We start from the raw sequence: 18837 nt of genomic DNA on the forward strand, positions 1-18837 counted from the left end.
CCAGCAACTCGTAAACTTGTAAACTCGTAAACTCAATCTTGTTTGATCATCCCCACCACGATCTTATCTATCGGAAGTGTGACACTTTCCGGGGAGAGGTGTTCCCAATCGATGAAGCGGAAGGTTTCGATCTCGTTGTTTTCCTTGTATTTGAGGAGCTGGTTTTCATCGAAGTCGAATTCCAGGTCGCTCAGGCGCACGTTGATCGGTTCGAGGGGGCGTACATAGTAGTAAATGGAAAGGATCTGGTCGCCGGCGCGGAAGGCCGATTCCTGGAAGTAGTCGGTGGTGTAGATGTGGTCGAGCACTTCCACCTTCAGGCCCAGTTCTTCCATGAATTCACGTTTCAGGCAGTCGCGGGTGCCTTCACCCAGCTCCAGGCCGCCGCCGGGAAATTTCGTGTAGTAGTTGCCGCGGATAAATTCATCGCTGACCAGCAGCTGTTTTTTATCGTTGACCAGGATGCCGTAAACCCGGACAGTAAGTTTGTTCATCAGCGAAATATTTTGTTGCGTAAAAAGAACCACCCGATGATCACCGAGATGGCCAGCGACAGCAGGGCCACCACGTAGAAAGCGTAGCGCGAATGCTCGAAGCCGCTGGGCACGTTCATGCCGAACAGGCTCGATACCAGTACGGGGAAGGTGAGCACGATGGTGATCACCGACAGCCGCTTCAGCACTTCGTTCTGGTTGTTGGCGATGATGGAGGCGAAGGCGTCGAGGGTGCTGCTCAGGATGTTGGTGTAAATGTTGGCCATCTCCAGGGCCTGCGAGTTGTCGACGATCAGGTCGTTGAGGTATTCCTTTTCCTCTTCGTTCAGGCCGAGGAAGTTGGTGCGTTCCAGCTTCAGAAACAGCAGCTCGTTGGAACGGAGGGCGGTGACGAAGTACACGAGGCTTTTCTGCACCCGCATCAGTTCCAGCAGCTGTTCGTTGCGGTTGGCGTCGTAGAGTTGCTGTTCCAGCATGTTGCGGCGCTGGTTGATCTCCTTGAGGTATTCCATGAAGTTCTGCACCACTTTTTCAAACACCTTCAGCACCATCATGCTCTTTTTGTCGGGATGACGGTTGCGGAAGGTGTTGAGGAACTTTTTCATGGCGGGGTTCTCGAACGAGTTCACCGTAACCACCTGGTTGTGCGTCAGGATGATACAAATAGGAATGGTGATGTAGTGGGCGTCGCTTTCGTTGAAGGAAAGGTTTTCCGTGGGTGTCTTGATCACGATCAGCCGCACGTTGTCCTCTTCCTCGAAGCGGGTACGTTCGTCGATATCCAGCGAGTCGGTTAAAAAGTCGATGGGAATATCCAGCGATTCGGACAGGTGGGTGAACTCCTCCTGTTTCAGCGGGGGCAGCACGTTTACCCAGGTGCCGTTTTCGGGCTGTTCCACCTGCACCGTTTTGTGGTCGATATTTTTGTAATACTGGATCAACTGATGAGTGATGAATAATGAGTGATGAGTGTTCCCGGCCGAATTCCCAATTAACCAATTAACCAATTCCTGTACCCCGTTACACCTCGACCGTGCCTTCGAACACCCGTTGGGCGGGGCCGTTCAGCCAGATGTTTTCGTAGGCGTCGCCGATCTTGTCGTATTCCACGCTCAGGCGGCCGCCGAGGGTCTGCACTTCCACTCGGTTGAAGCCGTTGTCGTTGTGGTAGCATACCAGGGCGGCGGCGGTAACGCCGGTGCCGCAGGAGAAGGTCTCGTCCTCCACGCCCCGCTCGTAGGTGCGGACGATGATGCGGTCGGCATCGTTGAGCTGCTCGACGAAGTTCACGTTGATGCCCTCTTTTTCGAATTCTTTGCTGTAACGGATCTCGCGGCCTTTTTGTTTTACGTTCACGTGCATCACGTCGTTGGACAGGGCTACGTAGTGGGGCGAGCCGGTATTGAGCACGTAGCTGCCGTGGTTGTACTGGATGGTGGCCACGTCGTTCATTTTCAGGGCCACGGTGCCGTCGATGTTCACGGAAGCCTCGTGGTCGCCGTCGCTGGCAATGAATTTATAGGTGGTGCGGATGATGCCCATATCGAAGGCAAACTTTACCAGGCAGCGGCCGCCGTTGCCGCACATGGAGCCTTCGCGGCCATCGGAATTGTAATACTTCATTTCGAAATCATAGCCGGGGCGGGTATTGAGGAGCATGAGGCCGTCGGCGCCGATGCCGAAGCGCCGGTGGCAGAGGCTGTATACCTGTTCGGAGGTTAATCCGCTGTATTGTCCGGTCCGGTTATCCAGGATCACAAAATCGTTGCCCGTGCCCTGGTATTTGTAAAATTTAGCTTGCATGATGGTTTTATAAAGTGCCAATAATTTCTAATGCGTGTCGGATCAGGTTTTCCACCGGCACGCGGCTGTCTTTTGAAAATTCCTTCCGCACCCGGTTGGCCACCACGGCGTTCAGCGACAGGCAGTGGTGCCCCAGCAGGGCGCCCAGTCCATAAATTGCCGAGGTTTCCATCTCAAAATTAGCGATGCGGTGCGGACCGTACGAAAATTCCGTGAAACGCTGTACCAGCCCGGGGTCTTTCAGGCCCAGGCGGAGCACTCTTCCCTGCGGTCCGTAAAATCCGGGGCAAGTTAGGGTAATGCCGTGATGAAAGCCCGTTACAAATTTTTTTAACAGCGAAGCGGAGGCGCTGCTGATGTAGGGGGGGGAGGCCTGTGCCCGGGTGGCGGTGACAAAGGCCTGCAGCAGCTGTTTTTCCTCCTCGTTGGGTTCGGGGCGGTAAAAATGCAGCAGGTTGTCCAGTCCCAGGCCGTGGGTGCCGGCAACGAAGCCGTCCACGGGGATGTCGGCCTGCAGGGAGCCGCAGGTGCCAATGCGGATGAGGTTCAGCGACCGCAGCTGCGGCCGGATGGTGCGGGTGGTGAAGTCGATGTTGGCCAGGGCGTCCAGCTCGTTCACCACGATATCTATATTATCGGGACCGATGCCGGAGGAGACTACGGTCAGGCGTTTGCCGCCGATCCGGCCGGTGTGGGAAACGAATTCGCGGTGGTGCCCTTCGTGTTCGATCCGGTCGAAGTGCTTGCTGACTTCTTTAACGCGGAAGGGGTCGCCGACGAGGATGATGGTATCGGCCATTTCTTCGGGACGAAGGTCGAGGTGATACACGGCTCCACGGGCATTTATGATCAGTTCGGATTCGGCTATGCGCTGCATGAAAAAATTTAAAATAAAAACATTGATGAGATTGTTGGAAATCTCGGTAAAAATATCCTATTTTCGCACCGCGTTCAAAAAAACCGGTTTAAGCGAATCTTAAAAGTTTAATTGAAACGTAAAATTGGTACCATGGCCGAGTGGCTAGGCAGAGGTCTGCAAAACCTCCTACAGCAGTTCGAATCTGCTTGGTACCTCGAGAAAAAGCCTCCTGCAAATGGGAGGCTTTTTTCGTCAATAGACATGGGTCAATAGTCATGGGACATTGGTCGTTCACTTCTGTAATATCAGTATAACCAACCGTTCATGTTAACGCAGCAGGAACAAGATTTTATCCGTTACTGGGAAGCCAACCGGCTCAACAAAAAACGTTTTCTCCGCCAGTTCAGCCTTGGTTTTCCCCTGGGCGTGGGCATTGTATTGGTCATCCTCGTCAACCTGCTTTCGGGCTGGTACAAAAAGGCCGATATGGTGCTGCAAACGCATTCCTCCGTCATTATTGTCGTACTTATTGCCGGGGTGGGCATCGCCACCTTCGTTACCATCTTTTCCAGCCGCCATAAGTGGGAGCAAAACGAGCAGCGCTACCACGAACTGAAAGCCCGCGAGGCCGGTAAAGAGGGGTACAAAGCGCCCGCAGAAGAGACGGGACCTGAGGAGTGGTGAGGTTTTCGGTAAGCGTTTTGTATTAGGTTAAAAAATATGGGAACGGTCCGTTAAACTCTAGCGCTCAGTTTGCTTCTTAACCCGCCCCTAGGGGTCCCTTGCGCTATCGATTCATGCAAACGAATAAAGTAACAAATATGATGAGAAAACTAATCTTGGCGGTGGCGGTCATTTTTTCGCTTGCCGGCTGTTTGAAGAAGTCCGACAACTCGGTAACCTGCACCTTCGATCCCTGTGCGGTAAAAGCCCCCGATGCCGAAATTCAACAGGTAAAAACTTATATCGATACCAATGGCATCGTGGCCACGCAACATTGCAGCGGCCTTTATTATACGGTGTTGAGTGAAGGATCCGGCAAAACACCCCAAACCTGCCTGGGCGTGATTGCCCGCTACAAGGGCAGCCTGACCAACGGAACAGTATTCGAAGACCAGAGCACCGGCGAAGGGGTGGAATTTAACCTCGGCTATGTGATCCGCGGCTGGACCATCGGCCTGCCCCTGGTGAAGAACGGCGGCAAAATCCGGCTGTACATCCCGCCTTCGCTGGCGTATGGCAGCACAGCCCGTACCGATGCCAACGGCAACGTGGTGATTCCCGCTAACTCCATCCTCATCTTTGATGTGGAGATCCTTGCCGTACAATAGTTTACAAGTTTACGGGTTTACGGGTTTACGGGCTTGATGGAAGTCAGCCGTGAGGCTTTAAATTCTTAAGGGAAGAGCCCGGAAGAGAGCGTTGGAGGTGATGCCTTCGATTGTTTCTTCCGGGCTTTTTCATTCCGGCACTTGGCTTGAATATACCTTTGTCAAAAGGCTCCTCTTGGCACACGAAGCGATCTCAGTATTTGATATGTTCAAAATCGGCGTCGGCCCTTCCTCCTCCCATACCCTGGGCCCCTGGCGGGCGGCGCTGCGTTTTTTGCAAACGGCCGGCAACCGCCCGGTCAGCAGCCTGAAAGTTTTGCTCTACGGCTCCCTGGCCAAGACCGGCAAGGGCCACGGTACCGACGTGGCGGTGCAGCTGGGCCTGTGCGGCGAAGACCCCGTCACCTTCGACGTGGATGCCATTGCCTCCCGGATCGAAAGCATTGCGGCTACCGGCCGCCTGGAACTGGGAGGGGGGCAGTCGATTCCATTCCAGCCGGCAGAGGACATCGAATTCCTGTTTTCCGAAACCCTGCCGTACCATCCCAACGGGTTGAGCTTCCTGGCTACGTTTGAAGACGGCGCCTCCATTTGCGAAACCTATTACTCCATCGGCGGGGGCTTCGTCGTGAAGGAAGGAGAGGAGGCCGGCCGCAGCCAGGTGGACCTGCCCTTCCCCATCAATACCGCCGACGACCTGATGCGCTGGTGCATGAAAACCGGGCTGAGCATTTCGGAGGTGGTGCTGGAAAATGAGGCGGCCTGGCGGCCCGAGGAGGAAACGCTCTACGGCCTGGGGCACATCTGGAAGGTCATGAAGGAATGTGCCTACCGGGGCTGCCATACCGAAGGGGTGTTGCCCGGCGGCCTGAACGTGAAGCGGCGGGCGGCCCACCTGAACAAGCGGCTGCTGAACGGCCGAACCTACGAGGGCCCCGACGGCTGGATTGAAGCCATCCGGCAGGGCGGCCAGTCGTTCCAGTACATCCTCGACTGGGTGAGCTGCTTTGCCCTGGCCGTGAACGAGGAGAACGCTTCCTTCGGCCGGGTGGTGACGGCCCCCACCAACGGCTCCGCCGGCGTGGTGCCGGCCGTGCTGCTGTATTACCTCATTTTTCACGAACGGGTGACGGAAGACCGCATCTTCCAGTTCCTGCTGACTGCTTCGGAGATCGGCTCCATCTTTAAAAAGGGCGCTACCATATCGGCGGCCATGGGCGGCTGCCAGGCCGAGATCGGCGTTTCCTCTTCCATGGCGGCGGCGGCCCTTACCGAAGTGCTGGGCGGCACCCAGCGGCAGTGCCTGATGGCGGCCGAGATCGCTATGGAGCACCACCTGGGCATGACCTGCGACCCCATAGCCGGGCTGGTGCAGGTGCCCTGCATCGAACGCAATACCATGGGTGCCATCAAGGCCATCACGGCGGCTCAGCTGGCGCTGCAAAGCACGCCCGACTTCGCCAAGGTGTCGCTCGACGCCGTTATCGAAACCATGTGGGAAACCGCCCAGGACATGAGCTCCAAGTACAAGGAAACCGCCGAGGGCGGCCTGGCGGTGAATATTCCGCTGAGCCTGAGCCAATGCTGAGTTTGGTAATTAGGCTATTGGTTCATTGGGAATTAGGGAGGAGGCTTACGTCCGAATAAGGCTTTCCTGCAATTTTTAGGGGGATGGATCGTTTATCTGATAATGGTTGAGTTTGATATCGTATTTTTGATATCGCTTTGTATAAAATCCTGTTATTCAGAACTGAATCCAATAATACCTAATACCCTGCTATGAAGAAAGTTCTTTTGTTCCCGCTATGCGTCCTGGTCCTTTCATCTCCTTCTTTTGCCCAGGACCTTCGAAAAGTGAAAGGGTTCGCCTTTACCAACGAGGAGCTGGCGCATTACCTCCACTACAAGAGCCGGCAGCAGCGAACGAAGGCATGGGTCGCCCTGGTCAGCGGGCCTGCCATCACCGCCACGGGGCTGGCGGTGATCCTGAAAAACCAGGAGCTGAGTAAAAGCGGGCAGAACTTTTTCTTCATAGCCGCCAGTGCCGGCCTGGTGACCACCATCAGCAGCGTTCCCCTCTATATATCTTCGGTCCAGAACCGTAAAAAGGCCCGGCTGTTGCTCAAAAACGAAGCGACAACCATGGTCCGGCCATCACGCTCCTTCCTGCTGCCCGCCATTGGCATAGGGCTTTCTCTGTAAAAAAACTTTACCTATTTCCTCTTTTTGTGATTTTTACAGGCCGGGGCCATTTTGTAATTTAGCAGGACGTACGATTGTTCCTTCCCGGAAGACTGCACTGCCGTTACCGCTATGGATATTTCTTTATCTACAGAAATCAACTGCCATGGCAAAGGTTCCCCCCACAATTGCTGTTTCCCGGCGGCTCCTCGCCGGAAGTGCGCTGATCGCTAGCATGCTGGTATTAAGCTACTGCACCCAGAATAAGGCAAAGGACCCGGCTCCTCAACCGGAAGCGCCCAGAACGGAATATGGCGGCTTTGACAGCCCCGTAAGCTGGGGCGAGCACCTGGTGACGGTCAGCGCCTGCCACGATTGCCATTCCCCCAAAAAAATGACGGCCCTGGGCCCGGAAGTGGACACTGCCCTGTTGCTCTCCGGCCACCCGGCCAAAGCCCCGGGTCCGGACATCAATCGCAAGGAAGCCGAAAGCAAGGGACTGGTGGTCACCGATGGTTCGCTTACCGCCTGGGCCGGGCCCTGGGGTGTTTCGTATACGGCCAACCTCACCTCCGACAGTACGGGTATCGGGGGCTGGAACGAAGGCCAGTTCCTTTACGCCATCCGGAACGGCAAGTACAAGGGAATGGAGAACGGCCGTCCCCTGTTGCCGCCCATGCCCTGGCAGATGTACCGGCACATGACCGACGACGAGCTGAAAGCCATCTTCGCTTACCTGAAATCTACTAGGCCTGTTCGCAATATCGTTCCGCCCCCGCTGCCGCCGGCCGCCGCACCCCGGTAAAGAAAATCGATTTCTGATTGTCAGCCGGTGACGCTCTGTGCCGCTAGGCACAGTTGGTGGGTAGAAAGTCCGGACAGAGGATTTCCGTTCCGTTCAGGAACGGTTGGTAGGTTGCAAATACCAGCCGTTCCTAACGGAACGGAAATCTTCAAATTGAACCTTTCTACCCACCAGGCGTCCCTGACGGGACGCAAACCCTTTATCATTGCCGTCATTTTAAATTGGGAAAGGGCAGGCTAAAAAAAGCACCCGTTACCGGATGTCTGCAGTAAACCCTGCAGGAAAACCGGGTAACGGGTGTTTGTTGTGTATAAAATATGCCCGCAGGCAACCATTGCGGACTAACGGCCTTTATTCAATGGGGATGCGCTTGCCGTTTTCCGACAGCCATTTGTCAAACGACTTCAGCTCGGGATTGAGCTCTTTGGTGTAGTCTACGTTGCGTACCCGGTTGCAGTCCTCTTCAAAGTCGCGGTAAAACTGGAACATATTTCCCAGGTCGTCGGCGCCGGGGAAGCCGAAGCCCCGGTAGGTTTCCGGTGTCACGTTGTTGAAGGTCACTTCCTGGCCCAGGACTTTGGTGAGGGCGGAAGCCATCTCCTGGCCGGACAGGTGTTCGCCGGCAACGCCGATGGTTTTGCCCACCAGCCCTGTTCCTTTCTTGAAAATACCGTAGGCCGCCTTGCCGATATCTTCGGCGGCGATGCCTGCCATCTTTTTGTCGTCGAGGGGGAAGGTCAGGTACAGTTTGCCGTCCGGTCCTTTTTTCGGGCCGCTGCCGAAGTGGATAAAGTTGTCCCAGTAAAACGATGCCCGCAAAAAGGTGGTGGGAACGCCCAGGTCGAGGAAGATCTGGTCGGCTTCGCCCTTGGCGTCGAAGTGCGGCACTTTGTATTTGCCCTGGAGGGTAGGCATGCGGTCGTCGTCGAGCGGCACCCACTTACGGGTATCTTCCAGGGTGGACCAGATCACGTGCTGCAGGCCGGCGGCTTTGGCGGCTTCGGCCATGCTGCGGGCTTCTTCGTATTCCTTTTCCGGCGAGAAGTGGGCCCAGAAAAACGTAACGAAGTAGGCGCCATAGGCACCTTCCAGGGCCTTTTGAATGCTTTGCTTATCGTCGATATCCGCCGCCACCACTTCCGCTCCCAGGCGGGCCAGTTCCTGTGCCTTGGCGGACTGGGGATCCCTGGTAATGGCGCGTACGGCAAACTCGCTGTTCTTATCCTGGAGGATGGCGTGGGCAAGGCTGCCTCCCTGGGCGCCGGTTGCTCCGAATACCGCAATGATCTTTTTGGACATAATGAGGTAAATTTTGTTTGGAAGTTACAACACTAAGCCGGAAAAATGCAACGGCAGGCAATAGGCGAAAATTAAGTTTTCTGTCACCGGCCGCCCGTCAGGGCAGCACGATTTTCTCGCCCAGGAAGCGGGGCTCCGTGCCGGTAAGGTAATCGACGAACACTTTCACCCGCGCCAGCTTTTCACGGGCTTTTATGCGGATGCCGCTGCGGGCACCCACGTCGCGGGCATTGAAGCCGACAGCCGCAATGCCTTCGCGGGTGGCCAGGTAAATGGCCCGCTCGTTGTGAAACGGCTGCGAGATGATGGTGGCCGAGCGCTGGCCGAAGATTTCACGCAGGCGCACGATGGAGTCGAAGGTGCGGAAGCCGGCATAGTCCAGGAAAATATGGGCGGAGTCCACACCGGCCGCTACCAGGTCGGCCCGCATCAGTTCCGGTTCGTTGTAGTCGTGGCGGCTGTTGTCGCCGCTGATGACCAGGTGTTTAATTTTTTCCGCCTTTGCCAGCTGCACCGCCGCCTCTATCCGGTAGCGGTAGTAAGGATTTACATGGCCGTTGGCCAGGTATTTGGCGGTCCCCAGCAGCAGCCCTGTTTTGTTGTAAGGCACCTGGTCTGGCCGGGAATACAGGCGGCCCCGGGCCGCCCGGTCAATCGCCCGGTCGCACCAGAAGATCGCACCTGCTGCCAGGGTTGCCAGCAGCAGTAGCGTAAGCAGTACCCATTGTTTGCGTTTTTGCATACAACAAAAATAACGATCAGGACAGCAGTCCGGCCGCGGTGGTGAAGGGGAGGTGCTGGGCCTCGGCCACTGCCTTGTACGTGACAAAGCCGTTCAGCGTGTTGATGCCTTTGCTCAGGGCCGGGTTGTCGAGGCAGGCCTGGCGGAACCCTTTGTTGGCGATCTGCACGGCGTAGGGCACGGTCACGTTGGTCAGCGCCAGGGTGGAGGTCCGCGGCACGGCTCCCGGCATGTTGGCCACGGCATAATGCACCACGCCGTGCTTCACGTAGGTGGGTTCGGAATGGGTGGTGATGCGGTCGATGGTTTCAAAGGAGCCGCCCTGGTCGATGGCGATGTCCACCACTACCGAGCCCGCTTCCATGGACCGCACCATGTCTTCCGACACCAGCTTGGGCGCCCGTGCGCCGGGGATGAGCACGGCGCTGATCACCAGGTCGGACTCCTTGACGGTCTGGGCGATGTTGTAGGGGTTGGAGATCAGGGTGTTGATGGAGGTGCCGAAAATGTCGTCCAGCTGGCGGAGGCGTTCGGGGTTGAGGTCGATGATGGTGACGTCGGCGCCAAAGCCCACGGCCACCTTGGCGGCATTGGTGCCGGCCACGCCGCCGCCGATGATGGTCACCCGGCCGCGGCGCACGCCGGGAACGCCGCCCAGCAGGATGCCCTTACCGCCCTCGGTCTTTTGCAGGAACTGGGCGCCGAGCTGGGCCGACATGCGGCCGGCCACCTCGCTCATAGGCGTCAGCAGCGGCAGCGATCCGTCGGGCAGCTGTACGGTCTCGTAGGCGAGGCCGGTGACCTTTTTCTCCAGTAGCGCCCGGGTCAGCGCCGGCTCCGGCGCCAGGTGCAGGTAGGTAAACAGCAGGAGGCCTTCGCGGAAATAGCGGTACTCGCTTTCCAGCGGTTCCTTCACCTTCATCACCATGTCCTGCGACCAGGCTTCGCCTGCCGTGGATACGATGGTGGCGCCGGCATTGCTGTAGGCTTCGTCGGTAAAGCCCGAGCCCAGGCCCGCGCCCTCTTCGATAAACACGTCGTGCCCGTGGCGCTCCAGGTGGTATACGCCCGCCGGCGTCATGGCCACCCGGTTCTCGTTGTTTTTGACTTCCTTGGGAACACCTATTTTCATGCGCTTGTTTTTGTCTCTTTAATAGATACTACTCGCTGTCCACCTGAACCTTTCCTAAAGCTGCCCAGCCGATGCGTTTTTTTTCGGGGCCGCTCTGGCGGTAGATGCTGCGAAACAGGAAGTGGTCCTCTACCTGGACGCTTTCCATAAATGCCTTTTCCGCCGCCTGCTGCCATACCCCGGGATTGATGTTTGGGGGCAGGGCATCGGCCGTGGTGGCCGCTTTCTGTGCAAAGTCCTTTGCGGCTTCTTCGCGGCACTTTTCCTCCGAGGGCTTGGTGACGTAGGCCACCACGGCCAGTACGGTGGCGATCAGTGCCAGTGCAATGGGTTTTCTCATGTTCTACTGGGTATATATTCAACGTTTTTCAGGGGCTCAATCCGCTATCCGGTGCTGTTCGTACGCATTGGCGGTTATAGATGCCCGTAAGCTGTCCATTTCCTTATCGGACAGCGGGGGCGTGGCAGGAGTGCGGAGGGCTTCCTCCAGCTGCTCCAGGGTGCGGATGCCGGCCACGGCCGACGTGACGGCAGGATGCTGCACCACGAAGCGCAGGGCGGTTTGGGTGGCATTGCGCTGTTCGCCCGATACCGCCTGCACGGCGGCAGCCGCCTGTTGCACCTCGGCCTCGCTGTAGTTCAGGTACGGCTTCGGCGGTTTGTTGATCAGCAGGCCCTGGGCCACCGCGCCGCGGGCCAGCACGCCGATGTTGTGTTGCTGCAGCAGCGCCAGGGTTTGTTCTTCCGGCCGCCGGTCCAGCAGGCTGTATTGCGTCATCACGCTGACGATGCCGGAACGTTTGATCCATTCCTGGATGACACTGGGGCGGATGGACGAAATGCCGTAGTAGCGGATCTTGCCCTGCTGCTTCAGGAGCTCGAAGGCTTCGATGGCTTCGTCGATGGGGTCTTCGAGGGTGCCACCGTGCAGCTGGTACAGGTCGATATAGTCGGTTTGCAGGCGCTTCAGGCTGCCCTCGATGCTGGAAAGGATGTAGTCCTTGCGGGGATTCCAGTCCCAGCCGCTGCCGTCGGCCCGCCACTGGTTGCCCACCTTGGAGGCCAGCACCACCTGGTCGCGGCGGCCCTGGAAGGCCCGGCCCACCAGTTCTTCGTTCGCCCCTTTCTGGTAGAGGTCGGCGGTATCGAAAAAGTTAATGCCCCCCGCCAGGGCCTCGTGCAGGATGCGGGTGCTTTCGGCTGCGTCGCCGGTCAGCGACATGCAGCCGAAACCGATCTCGCTGATCCGCAGGGAAGAAGTGCCTAAGGAATTGTAGTTCATGAAAAGGAGAAAATATGGAATGTAAAATAGATAATGTAAAACGGAAAGGTAACCGGGAAATGTAAAATGTAAAATATAAAATAGTGAATGTAAAATAGGGAATGTAAAACATAAACCCGTGAACCCGTGAACCCGTGAACTCCTAACTCAGGAACTCAGGAACTTTGGAACTTGTGAAATCTGGAACTCCTTAGAGCCCCTCCGCCCACTGATCCCTTTCGTCCGGCGAGAACTTCCACGGGGCGAAGTTGTTTTCCACGTTGGCGAACATGCCGTTCCATTCCTGGGGGGCGTTGCTTTCCTCCATCACCAAATAACGTTTGAGCTCGTTGATGATAAAGAGCGGGTTGATCAGCACCGGGCATACCTGCACGCAGGCCTGGCAACTGGTGCAGGCCCGCAGTTCCTCGGCGGTGATGTAGTCGTGCAGCAGGGTCTTGCCGTCGGCGGCGCCGTCCTTCTGGCGGCCGATGGCCTCCATGCGGTCGCGGGTATCCATCATGATCTTGCGGGGCGACAGCTTTTTGCCCGTGGCATTGGCGGGGCAGGCCTCGGTGCAGCGCCCGCACTCGGTGCAGGTGTAGGCGTCGAGCAGGGCCTTCCAGCTCAGGTCGGGCACGTCCTTGGCGCCGAAGCGTTTGGGTTCGGTCGGCGCGGCTTCGGCCGAAACGGTCTCGGGCTGCAGGGCGTAGAGCACCTCCTGCTGGATCTCGGGCATGTTCTTCATCTTCGCCTGCGGCGCCAGCCGGGCATAGTAGCTGTTGGGAAAGGCCAGGATGATGTGCAGGTGCTTCGAATACGGGATATAGTTCAGGAAAAAAAAGATGCCGGCGATGTGCAGCCACCAGGCGGTGCGCTCGATGGCCACCAGGCTGCCGGTACTGAAGTTAGTAAACAGCGGCGTGAGCAGCCCGGATATAAAGAAGTCGGTGGGCACTTCGGCATAATGGCCGTACTGCTGCAATTGCAGGGCCTTGTCGGCGGCGTTCATCGTCAGGAACAGGGTCATCAGGGCGATCTCGAAAATCAGGATGTAGTTGGCGTCGCTGCGCGGCCAGCCGTCCAGCTCTTTCCGGTTCAGCCGCGGCACTTTCACCGCGTTGCGCCGGATGAGAAAAATGACGCAGGCCGTCAGCACCAGGAACGCCAGCACTTCAAAAAAATTGATGACAAAAGAATAAAACGGGCCCAGCGCAGGAGCGAAGAGGCGGTGGGTGCCGAAAATGCCGTCGAGGATGATCTCGAGTATTTCGATGTTGATAATGATAAAGCCGGCATACACGGCAAAGTGCAGCAGGGCCACCAGCGGCTTGTCGAACATGCGCTGTTGCCCCAGGGCCATCCGCAGCAGGTTGCGCCAGCGCCGCGGGTCGGGTTCAAAGGTCTCGTCGCGCCCCAGTTGGATGTTGCGCCGGATCAGCGCCACCTGGCGGGCAAACAGGAAGATGGCCAGCGCCGCCAGCAGGATGAACAGGAGTTGTTGGAGTAGCTGCATAGCTATAAATGTAAACTGTAAAATATAGAATTAAAAATGTAAAATGGCGGAAGGAAAGCTCCCGGAAGGGTGTAACTGCCAGTCGTCTACATATGGGTGGAATAGATTGTGTGACCCGCCTCGTCCGTTCAATTGGGGTTTTCCTTAATTTCGGCCTGTCCTTTCCTCCGGGAACACCTTATTAACCAGTGATATGAATACCGTAGATACGAACGTGATCCTTCAAGCAGCCGACATCCAACGCAAGATTTACCGCATGGCCCTGGAAGTGGCCGAGCGCAATGCCGACTGCCCCTCGCTGATCATCGCCGGCGTGGAGGGCCATGGCGTGGTGGTGGCGCAGAACGTTATCCGCGCCCTGCAGAAGATCGCTTCCTTCCAGATCCACTTTGTCACCATCCTCATCGACAAGCAGCAACCCCTGGAAGCCTCTATCAATTCTTCCCTGGATTTCAACAACCAGACCATCATCGTGGTGGACGACGTGGCCGACACGGGCCGCACCCTGATGTATTGCGTCAAACCGTTCCTCAACTACGTGCCCAAAAGCATCCAGACCCTGGTGCTGGTGGAGCGCAGCCACAAAGTATTTCCCGTCCAAACCGACTACGTAGGCCTGTCCCTCGCCACCACGCTCCAGGAGCACATCCGCGTGCAGACGGAGGGAGAGGCGATTACGGGGGCAATGCTCTTTTAAGTTTCTGAGTTCCTGAGTTCCTGAGTTGGGAGTTCGACAGTTTGGAGTTACGCCAACTCAGGAACTTTTTCTTTAGAACTGCACCAACCTTCCCCGCAATTTCCCCTTGGAAAACTCTAATGCGGGTGCGGGTACTTTTATACAATTGAGCATAAAGAAGGCCGTTTTCAGCACTTTGCTGCGGGTTTTGATTTGGGTCAGGTCCAGGTCGGGCGCCAGGTACCATTGGCGGTAGCGGCGCAGGTCGGGCCGGTCGAAGATCACCGTTCCGTTTTTGTCGATGGCGCGGTTCTGGTAGCCGCCGAACATGTTTTCCGCGCCGTAGCCGGCCGCCAGGTTCAGCCAGCGGGGGAGGGGTGATTGGGGGAAAAAGGAACGGAGGTTGGCGCTCAGCCAGTAGGTCTGGGCGTTGTAGTCCTTCAGGAGCCGCTCGGGCAGGGTAGCGCCGAAGAGTTGGTTGGCCCGCTTTTCCAGGGAAGGCTCGTAGCGGTTGCGGTGGGCCGAGAACTTGAACTGGAGGCGCTGTTCCTTCCAGCCCAGCTGCTGGGCCGCAAACAGGGCCGAGCCGGTAAGGTTCGCGCCCATATCGCCCCAGCTCCAGCCCCATTCGGCCGAGCGGGCGTCGAGCAGCTCGATCACCGTCATGTAGCCAAACCCGCTAAGGCTGCCCAGCCAGACCGATTTGTTACCGGGCAGGCCGGCCCACTGCCAGAGCGCCGTGCTGGCGCGGCTCCACTGGTAGGCCGTCCAGGCATGGCCCACCTTGTCGGTCTGCAGCCATTCGCCCCAGTCGTTGAAGGTATGGAAGGAGGTGCGGGGATACTCCTGGTACCAGGCGGCGTTCAGGGCCAGCAGCGACCCGCCGTAGCTCCCCACCGACAGCCCGCCTACCAGCCACTGCCGTTTGGCCGCCACCGGGGCAGGCAGGGTGTCCGGAAGGGACGTATGACCAGCAGATTGAATAAGGGAGTCGGGCTGGGTTTGGACCGGCAAAGCCGGCCGGGCCCAAACATTCATGGAAAAAAACAGCAGGATTAATGCGTTGGGGATTATCTTCACCTCCCAAAAGTAAGGCGGCAGCGGATTTTGCCGCATTAAACCAACCGTAACCAACAACTAAATCTCATATTATGGATGCTGTGATTCAACAGAAAGTAGCCAACTGGCTTTCCGGTTCGTTCGATGAAGACATAAAATCAGAGATCAAGCAGCTGCAGACGGCGAACCCCACCGAGCTGGCTGATGCGTTCTACCGGAATCTCGAGTTTGGAACCGGCGGCCTCCGCGGCCTCATGGGCCCTGGTACCAACCGCATGAACAAATACACCGTCGGCATGGCCACCCAGGGGTATGCCAACTACCTGAAGAAAAGCTTTCCCGGCCAGGTAAAGGTGGCCATTGCGCACGACAGCCGCAACAACAGCCGCTTTTTTGCCGAAACCACCGCCAAGGTATTTGCCGCCAACGGCATCAAGGTGTTCTTGTTCGAAGACCTGCGTCCTACTCCCGAGCTTTCTTTCTCTATCCGCCACCTGGGCTGCCAGGGCGGCGTGGTGTGCACCGCCTCGCACAACCCCAAGGAATACAACGGCTATAAAGCCTACTGGGACGATGGCGGCCAGCTGGTGCCCCCGCACGACAAGGCCGTGATCGGCGAAGTGGAAAAGATTCACAGCGTGGACGAAGTGAAGTGGAGCGGCGGCGAAGAGAACATTACCATCGTGGGCAAGGAAGTGGACGAAGCCTACATCCAGATGGTAAAAAGCCTCAGCGTTTATCCCGACGTGATCCAGAAGGAGCACGACCTGAAGATCGTTTATACCCCTATCCACGGTACAGGCATCAAGCTGGTTCCCCAGATACTGAAGGACTACGGCTTTACCAACGTACACGTGGTGGAAGAGCAAAGCATTCCCGACGGCAACTTTCCCACGGTGGTGTACCCCAACCCCGAGGAAAGCGAAGCCATGAGCTTTGCCCTGCGCCAGGCCGAGCAGTTGGATGCCGACATCCTGCTGGGTACCGACCCCGACGCCGACCGCGTAGGCATTGGCGTAAAAGACAACCACGGCAAGTTTGTGCTGCTGAACGGCAACCAGACCGCTGTGCTGGCCTTTAACTACCTCATCGAAAGCCGCCGCGAAAAAGGCATCGCCCAGCCCAACGACATGGTGGTGAAGACCATCGTGACCACCGACATGATCGATGTGTTCGCTTCCCGCAACGGCGTGGCCTGCTACAACGTGCTGACCGGCTTTAAGTGGATCGCTGAGCTGATCAAGGAAAAAGAAGGCAAGGAAAACTATATCGTCGGCGGCGAAGAAAGCTACGGCCTGCTGGTAGGCGACAAGCTGCGCGACAAGGACGCTATCTCCGCCGTGGCCATCCTCTGCGAAATGGCGGCCTACGAAAAATCCAAAGGCCGCAGCCTGTTCCAGAAACTGCTGCAGCTGTACGTGGATTACGGTTTTTACAAGGAGCACCTGATCTCCATTACCAAGAAAGGCATGGACGGCCAGCAGCAGATCGCCGCCATGATGGAGCGCTTCCGCAACAACCCGCCCTCGACCCTGGCCGGCAGCAAGGTGGTGACCCTGCTGGATTACGAGAAAAAGGTACAGACCAACCTGCTGACCTCCGAGCAGTCGCCCATCAACCTGCCCAAGTCGAACGTGCTGCAGTTCATTACCGAAGACGGCAGCAAGATCAGCGCCCGCCCCTCGGGTACCGAGCCGAAGATCAAGTTCTACTTCAGCGTGAACGCCCCGCTGGACAAGGTGGAAAACTTTGAAAAGGTGGAGCAGGAGCTGAAACAGAAGATCGAGACCATCATCAAGGATATGGCCCTGTAGTTCGTACAGGTTCTTCATAAGAAAAGCACGCAACTTTTACCGGTTGCGTGCTTTTTGCTTTCGGGCATTTTCTTCAGCGGAAATATTTTTTCAGGCAGTCCACCCATACCTGGTAGCCTTTTTCCGTCAGGTGCACCCCGTCCCTGGTGAATTCTTTTTTCATCAGGTCCTGTTCATCCGCAAACAAGGCATGGGTGTCGATCAGCGTGAATAGCTGGCGGTAGGGATGGTGGCGTACCCGGTCGTTGGTTTCCTGGATCCGGCTGACCATGCCCGGCTTATCGGTAGGGAAAATGGTTTGCACAAAGATTTTTGTACGGGGCGACCGCTGGTGCAGGGTGTGGACGATTTTGATAATGTTATCGGCCGTTCTTGCCGGCGACAAGGTATCGTTGAACAGGTCGTTGATGCCGATCTCCAAAAAGACGGCGGTAGGCTGCACATAAACGATCTCTTCGAGGCGTTGCAGCACGCCGTCGGTAACATCGCCGGCAATGCCCCGGTTCCTGATGGCAGGCCGGTTCAGCCGCTGTCCCCAGTCGCCTCCCTGCCGGGTGATGCTGTTGCCTAAAAACACGATATCGTGCATTTGGAGGGGGGCTGCTTTAAAGGAAGCGATCATTTTGGGATAGTTGCCCCGGGTCCATTCGTTATGCGTGGCAACGACCTGTCCGGCCGGAGGGTACAGGCTGTCGGGAATGGCTAATGAAACGTTGGATGCATTCACTTTTCCTACTTTTTTAGACGTATTACAGGAAGCACTAATGAGCGTAAGAGTCGTCGCCAAAAATAAGAAGCCGGGGAAATGAGGACGCATGGGGTTAAATGGGTATTTTTTCTGATGAGGGGGCGGTACGGGTTTATGGTCTATGGCAGGCACCCATTCCGGGAGCAAATTAGCTAATTCACGGTTCAGGTGTTCAGGGCAAATAAAAAAGGGCACCTTTTATGGTACCCTTTACTTAGGCGGATGGTCTTAATGATTTATGATAATGTATCAGGGATATCAGTTCGATCAGCGTTGTTTGCTGGCACAAAGAAAAGATGAATTCCGCAGCGGAACGGTTGTCAGTCGCCGAACCGGTATTTTCCGGCGGTGAAAACAGGGTTTAAGGAATTGGTTCATTGGTTCATTGGGATATTGGGCCTTGACATTTGAAAGGTCGCTTCCCAATTCCCAATGAACGAATGAACCCATTAACCAATATCCTGCTTCCCTTTTACCGGCAGGATCATCGGCACCTGCTGCCGGTAGCGGCGGTAGGGCTCGCCGAACTCTTTTAGCAGCTTGGCTTCCTCCAGGCGGATACCGATGAGGGTGTAGACGGTGATAACGGTATTGGAGAGCAGCAGGGAGGCGTAGGGCAGCAGGAGAAAGGCGCCCCAGAGGGCCAGGAAGGTACCCAGGTAAAGGGGGTGCCGGACGTAGCGGTGCACCCCTGTCAGCAGCAGGTGGTTGCCCGTTTGCCGCTCGTCGATGAACAGGGTGCGCAGGCCGCTCAGCTGCCCGAAATATTTGCGGATGCAAACGCCCATTAAGACCAATCCCCCCAGCAGCACGAGGCCGCCGGCCAGCGTGAGGAGCGTAGTGGGCTGGTAGAGCCGGGGAGAAGGCAATCGGGCCTGGAAAACCACCAGCGGCACCAGCGTCAGGGCCGCGAAAAGCGTGTAGTAGAGCCGGTAGTAGGGGAAATGTCCCTTCAAAAAACGGTGCATTTGCCGCTTCACCGGGTGGCTGGCAAGCAGACTGTGGAAAAAACAGTAGCAAATCCACGCAAATGCAAGTAGGGTGTGGGGTTTCATCGTTGTTTAAAAATAGCGATTCTCAAATGCTTAAAGCGAGCAAATTGGCCCTTTATATTTGT

General features: G+C 56.8%; 20 protein-coding genes and 1 tRNA gene. 8 read left to right on the plus strand and 13 right to left on the minus strand.

From position 1 onward, the window contains the following. Nucleotides 1-32: 32 nt before the first annotated feature. The 4 genes from V9K67_RS10990 to V9K67_RS11005 all read right to left on the minus strand — a co-directional run bounded on the left by V9K67_RS10990 (nt 33) and on the right by V9K67_RS11005 (nt 3174). A complete protein-coding gene (locus V9K67_RS10990) occupies nt 33-494 on the minus strand; it encodes an NUDIX domain-containing protein (RefSeq protein WP_336722330.1) in 462 nt (153 codons plus the stop codon). Further along, nucleotides 494-1435 (minus strand): magnesium transporter CorA family protein, encoded by a 942-nt coding sequence (locus tag V9K67_RS10995; RefSeq protein WP_336722331.1) that lies wholly within the window; start codon nt 1433-1435, stop codon nt 494-496. Before V9K67_RS10995 ends, V9K67_RS10990 begins: the two co-directional genes overlap by 1 nt. A 79-nt stretch (nt 1436-1514) precedes the next feature. Then, nucleotides 1515-2297 (minus strand): diaminopimelate epimerase, encoded by a 783-nt coding sequence (dapF, locus tag V9K67_RS11000; protein ID WP_336722333.1) that lies wholly within the window; start codon nt 2295-2297, stop codon nt 1515-1517. 7 nt (nt 2298-2304) lie between these two features. Beyond that, nucleotides 2305-3174 (minus strand): nucleoside phosphorylase, encoded by an 870-nt coding sequence (locus tag V9K67_RS11005; protein ID WP_336722335.1) that lies wholly within the window; start codon nt 3172-3174, stop codon nt 2305-2307. A 126-nt stretch (nt 3175-3300) separates the two neighbouring features. On the opposite strand from V9K67_RS11005, the gene V9K67_RS11010 reads away from it, so the two are divergent. From V9K67_RS11010 to V9K67_RS11035, 6 genes are all read left to right on the plus strand, one after another. After that, a tRNA-Cys gene (locus tag V9K67_RS11010) sits at nt 3301-3371 on the plus strand. A gap of 109 nt (nt 3372-3480) precedes the next feature. Beyond that, complete coding sequence (locus V9K67_RS11015; RefSeq protein WP_336722337.1) at nt 3481-3840, plus strand: hypothetical protein; 360 nt, start codon at nt 3481-3483, stop codon at nt 3838-3840. 137 nt (nt 3841-3977) lie between these two features. Further along, on the plus strand, nt 3978-4487 hold the full coding sequence (locus V9K67_RS11020; protein WP_336722340.1) for an FKBP-type peptidyl-prolyl cis-trans isomerase: 510 nt from the start codon (nt 3978-3980) through the stop codon (nt 4485-4487). Between the two features lie 175 nt (nt 4488-4662). Further along, a complete protein-coding gene (locus V9K67_RS11025) occupies nt 4663-6075 on the plus strand; it encodes an L-serine ammonia-lyase (protein WP_336722342.1) in 1413 nt (470 codons plus the stop codon). A gap of 191 nt (nt 6076-6266) precedes the next feature. Further along, nucleotides 6267-6689, plus strand: a complete 423-nt coding sequence (locus V9K67_RS11030) for a hypothetical protein (RefSeq protein ID WP_336722344.1) — start codon at nt 6267-6269, stop codon at nt 6687-6689. A 145-nt stretch (nt 6690-6834) separates the two neighbouring features. Continuing rightward, on the plus strand, nt 6835-7473 hold the full coding sequence (locus V9K67_RS11035) for a c-type cytochrome (RefSeq protein ID WP_336722345.1): 639 nt from the start codon (nt 6835-6837) through the stop codon (nt 7471-7473). Between the two features lie 351 nt (nt 7474-7824). Here V9K67_RS11035 and V9K67_RS11040 read toward each other — a convergent pair whose 3' ends face one another. The 6 genes from V9K67_RS11040 to V9K67_RS11065 all read right to left on the minus strand — a co-directional run bounded on the left by V9K67_RS11040 (nt 7825) and on the right by V9K67_RS11065 (nt 13423). Then, on the minus strand, nt 7825-8772 hold the full coding sequence (locus tag V9K67_RS11040; RefSeq protein WP_336722346.1) for an NmrA/HSCARG family protein: 948 nt from the start codon (nt 8770-8772) through the stop codon (nt 7825-7827). A 97-nt stretch (nt 8773-8869) separates the two neighbouring features. Further along, nucleotides 8870-9514 (minus strand): SanA/YdcF family protein, encoded by a 645-nt coding sequence (locus V9K67_RS11045; protein ID WP_336722348.1) that lies wholly within the window; start codon nt 9512-9514, stop codon nt 8870-8872. A 16-nt stretch (nt 9515-9530) separates the two neighbouring features. Continuing rightward, nucleotides 9531-10646, minus strand: coding sequence for an alanine dehydrogenase (gene ald, locus V9K67_RS11050; protein WP_336722350.1), 1116 nt, complete (start codon nt 10644-10646; stop codon nt 9531-9533). A gap of 28 nt (nt 10647-10674) precedes the next feature. Further along, nucleotides 10675-10986 (minus strand): hypothetical protein, encoded by a 312-nt coding sequence (locus tag V9K67_RS11055; protein ID WP_336722351.1) that lies wholly within the window; start codon nt 10984-10986, stop codon nt 10675-10677. Nucleotides 10987-11022: 36 nt separating this feature from the next. After that, a complete protein-coding gene (locus V9K67_RS11060) occupies nt 11023-11928 on the minus strand; it encodes an aldo/keto reductase (protein WP_336722353.1) in 906 nt (301 codons plus the stop codon). Between the two features lie 190 nt (nt 11929-12118). After that, nucleotides 12119-13423 (minus strand): 4Fe-4S dicluster domain-containing protein, encoded by a 1305-nt coding sequence (locus V9K67_RS11065; protein WP_336722356.1) that lies wholly within the window; start codon nt 13421-13423, stop codon nt 12119-12121. Nucleotides 13424-13616: 193 nt separating this feature from the next. On the opposite strand from V9K67_RS11065, the gene V9K67_RS11070 reads away from it, so the two are divergent. Beyond that, complete coding sequence (locus V9K67_RS11070; RefSeq protein ID WP_336722357.1) at nt 13617-14120, plus strand: phosphoribosyltransferase family protein; 504 nt, start codon at nt 13617-13619, stop codon at nt 14118-14120. A gap of 72 nt (nt 14121-14192) precedes the next feature. Here the strand turns inward: V9K67_RS11070 and V9K67_RS11075 are convergent, their stop codons facing one another. Beyond that, the gene (locus V9K67_RS11075; RefSeq protein WP_336722360.1) at nt 14193-15137 is read right to left on the minus strand and encodes a DUF2279 domain-containing protein; all 945 of its coding nucleotides are present in this window, start codon (nt 15135-15137) and stop codon (nt 14193-14195) included. A gap of 113 nt (nt 15138-15250) precedes the next feature. On the opposite strand from V9K67_RS11075, the gene V9K67_RS11080 reads away from it, so the two are divergent. Next, nucleotides 15251-16972 carry a phospho-sugar mutase gene (locus V9K67_RS11080; protein ID WP_336722361.1) on the plus strand — a complete coding sequence of 574 codons (1722 nt, stop codon included), beginning with the start codon at nt 15251-15253 and terminating at the stop codon, nt 16970-16972. 73 nt (nt 16973-17045) lie between these two features. On the opposite strand, the gene V9K67_RS11085 is transcribed toward V9K67_RS11080, so the two are convergent. Further along, nucleotides 17046-17699 carry a GDSL-type esterase/lipase family protein gene (locus V9K67_RS11085; protein ID WP_336722362.1) on the minus strand — a complete coding sequence of 218 codons (654 nt, stop codon included), beginning with the start codon at nt 17697-17699 and terminating at the stop codon, nt 17046-17048. A 470-nt stretch (nt 17700-18169) separates the two neighbouring features. Continuing rightward, nucleotides 18170-18676, minus strand: a complete 507-nt coding sequence (locus V9K67_RS11090; protein WP_336722364.1) for a methyltransferase family protein — start codon at nt 18674-18676, stop codon at nt 18170-18172. Nucleotides 18677-18837: the final 161 nt, after the last annotated feature.

This window comes from Huijunlia imazamoxiresistens (assembly GCF_037132455.1).
Taxonomy (GTDB): domain Bacteria; phylum Bacteroidota; class Bacteroidia; order Chitinophagales; family Chitinophagaceae; genus Flavisolibacter; species Flavisolibacter imazamoxiresistens.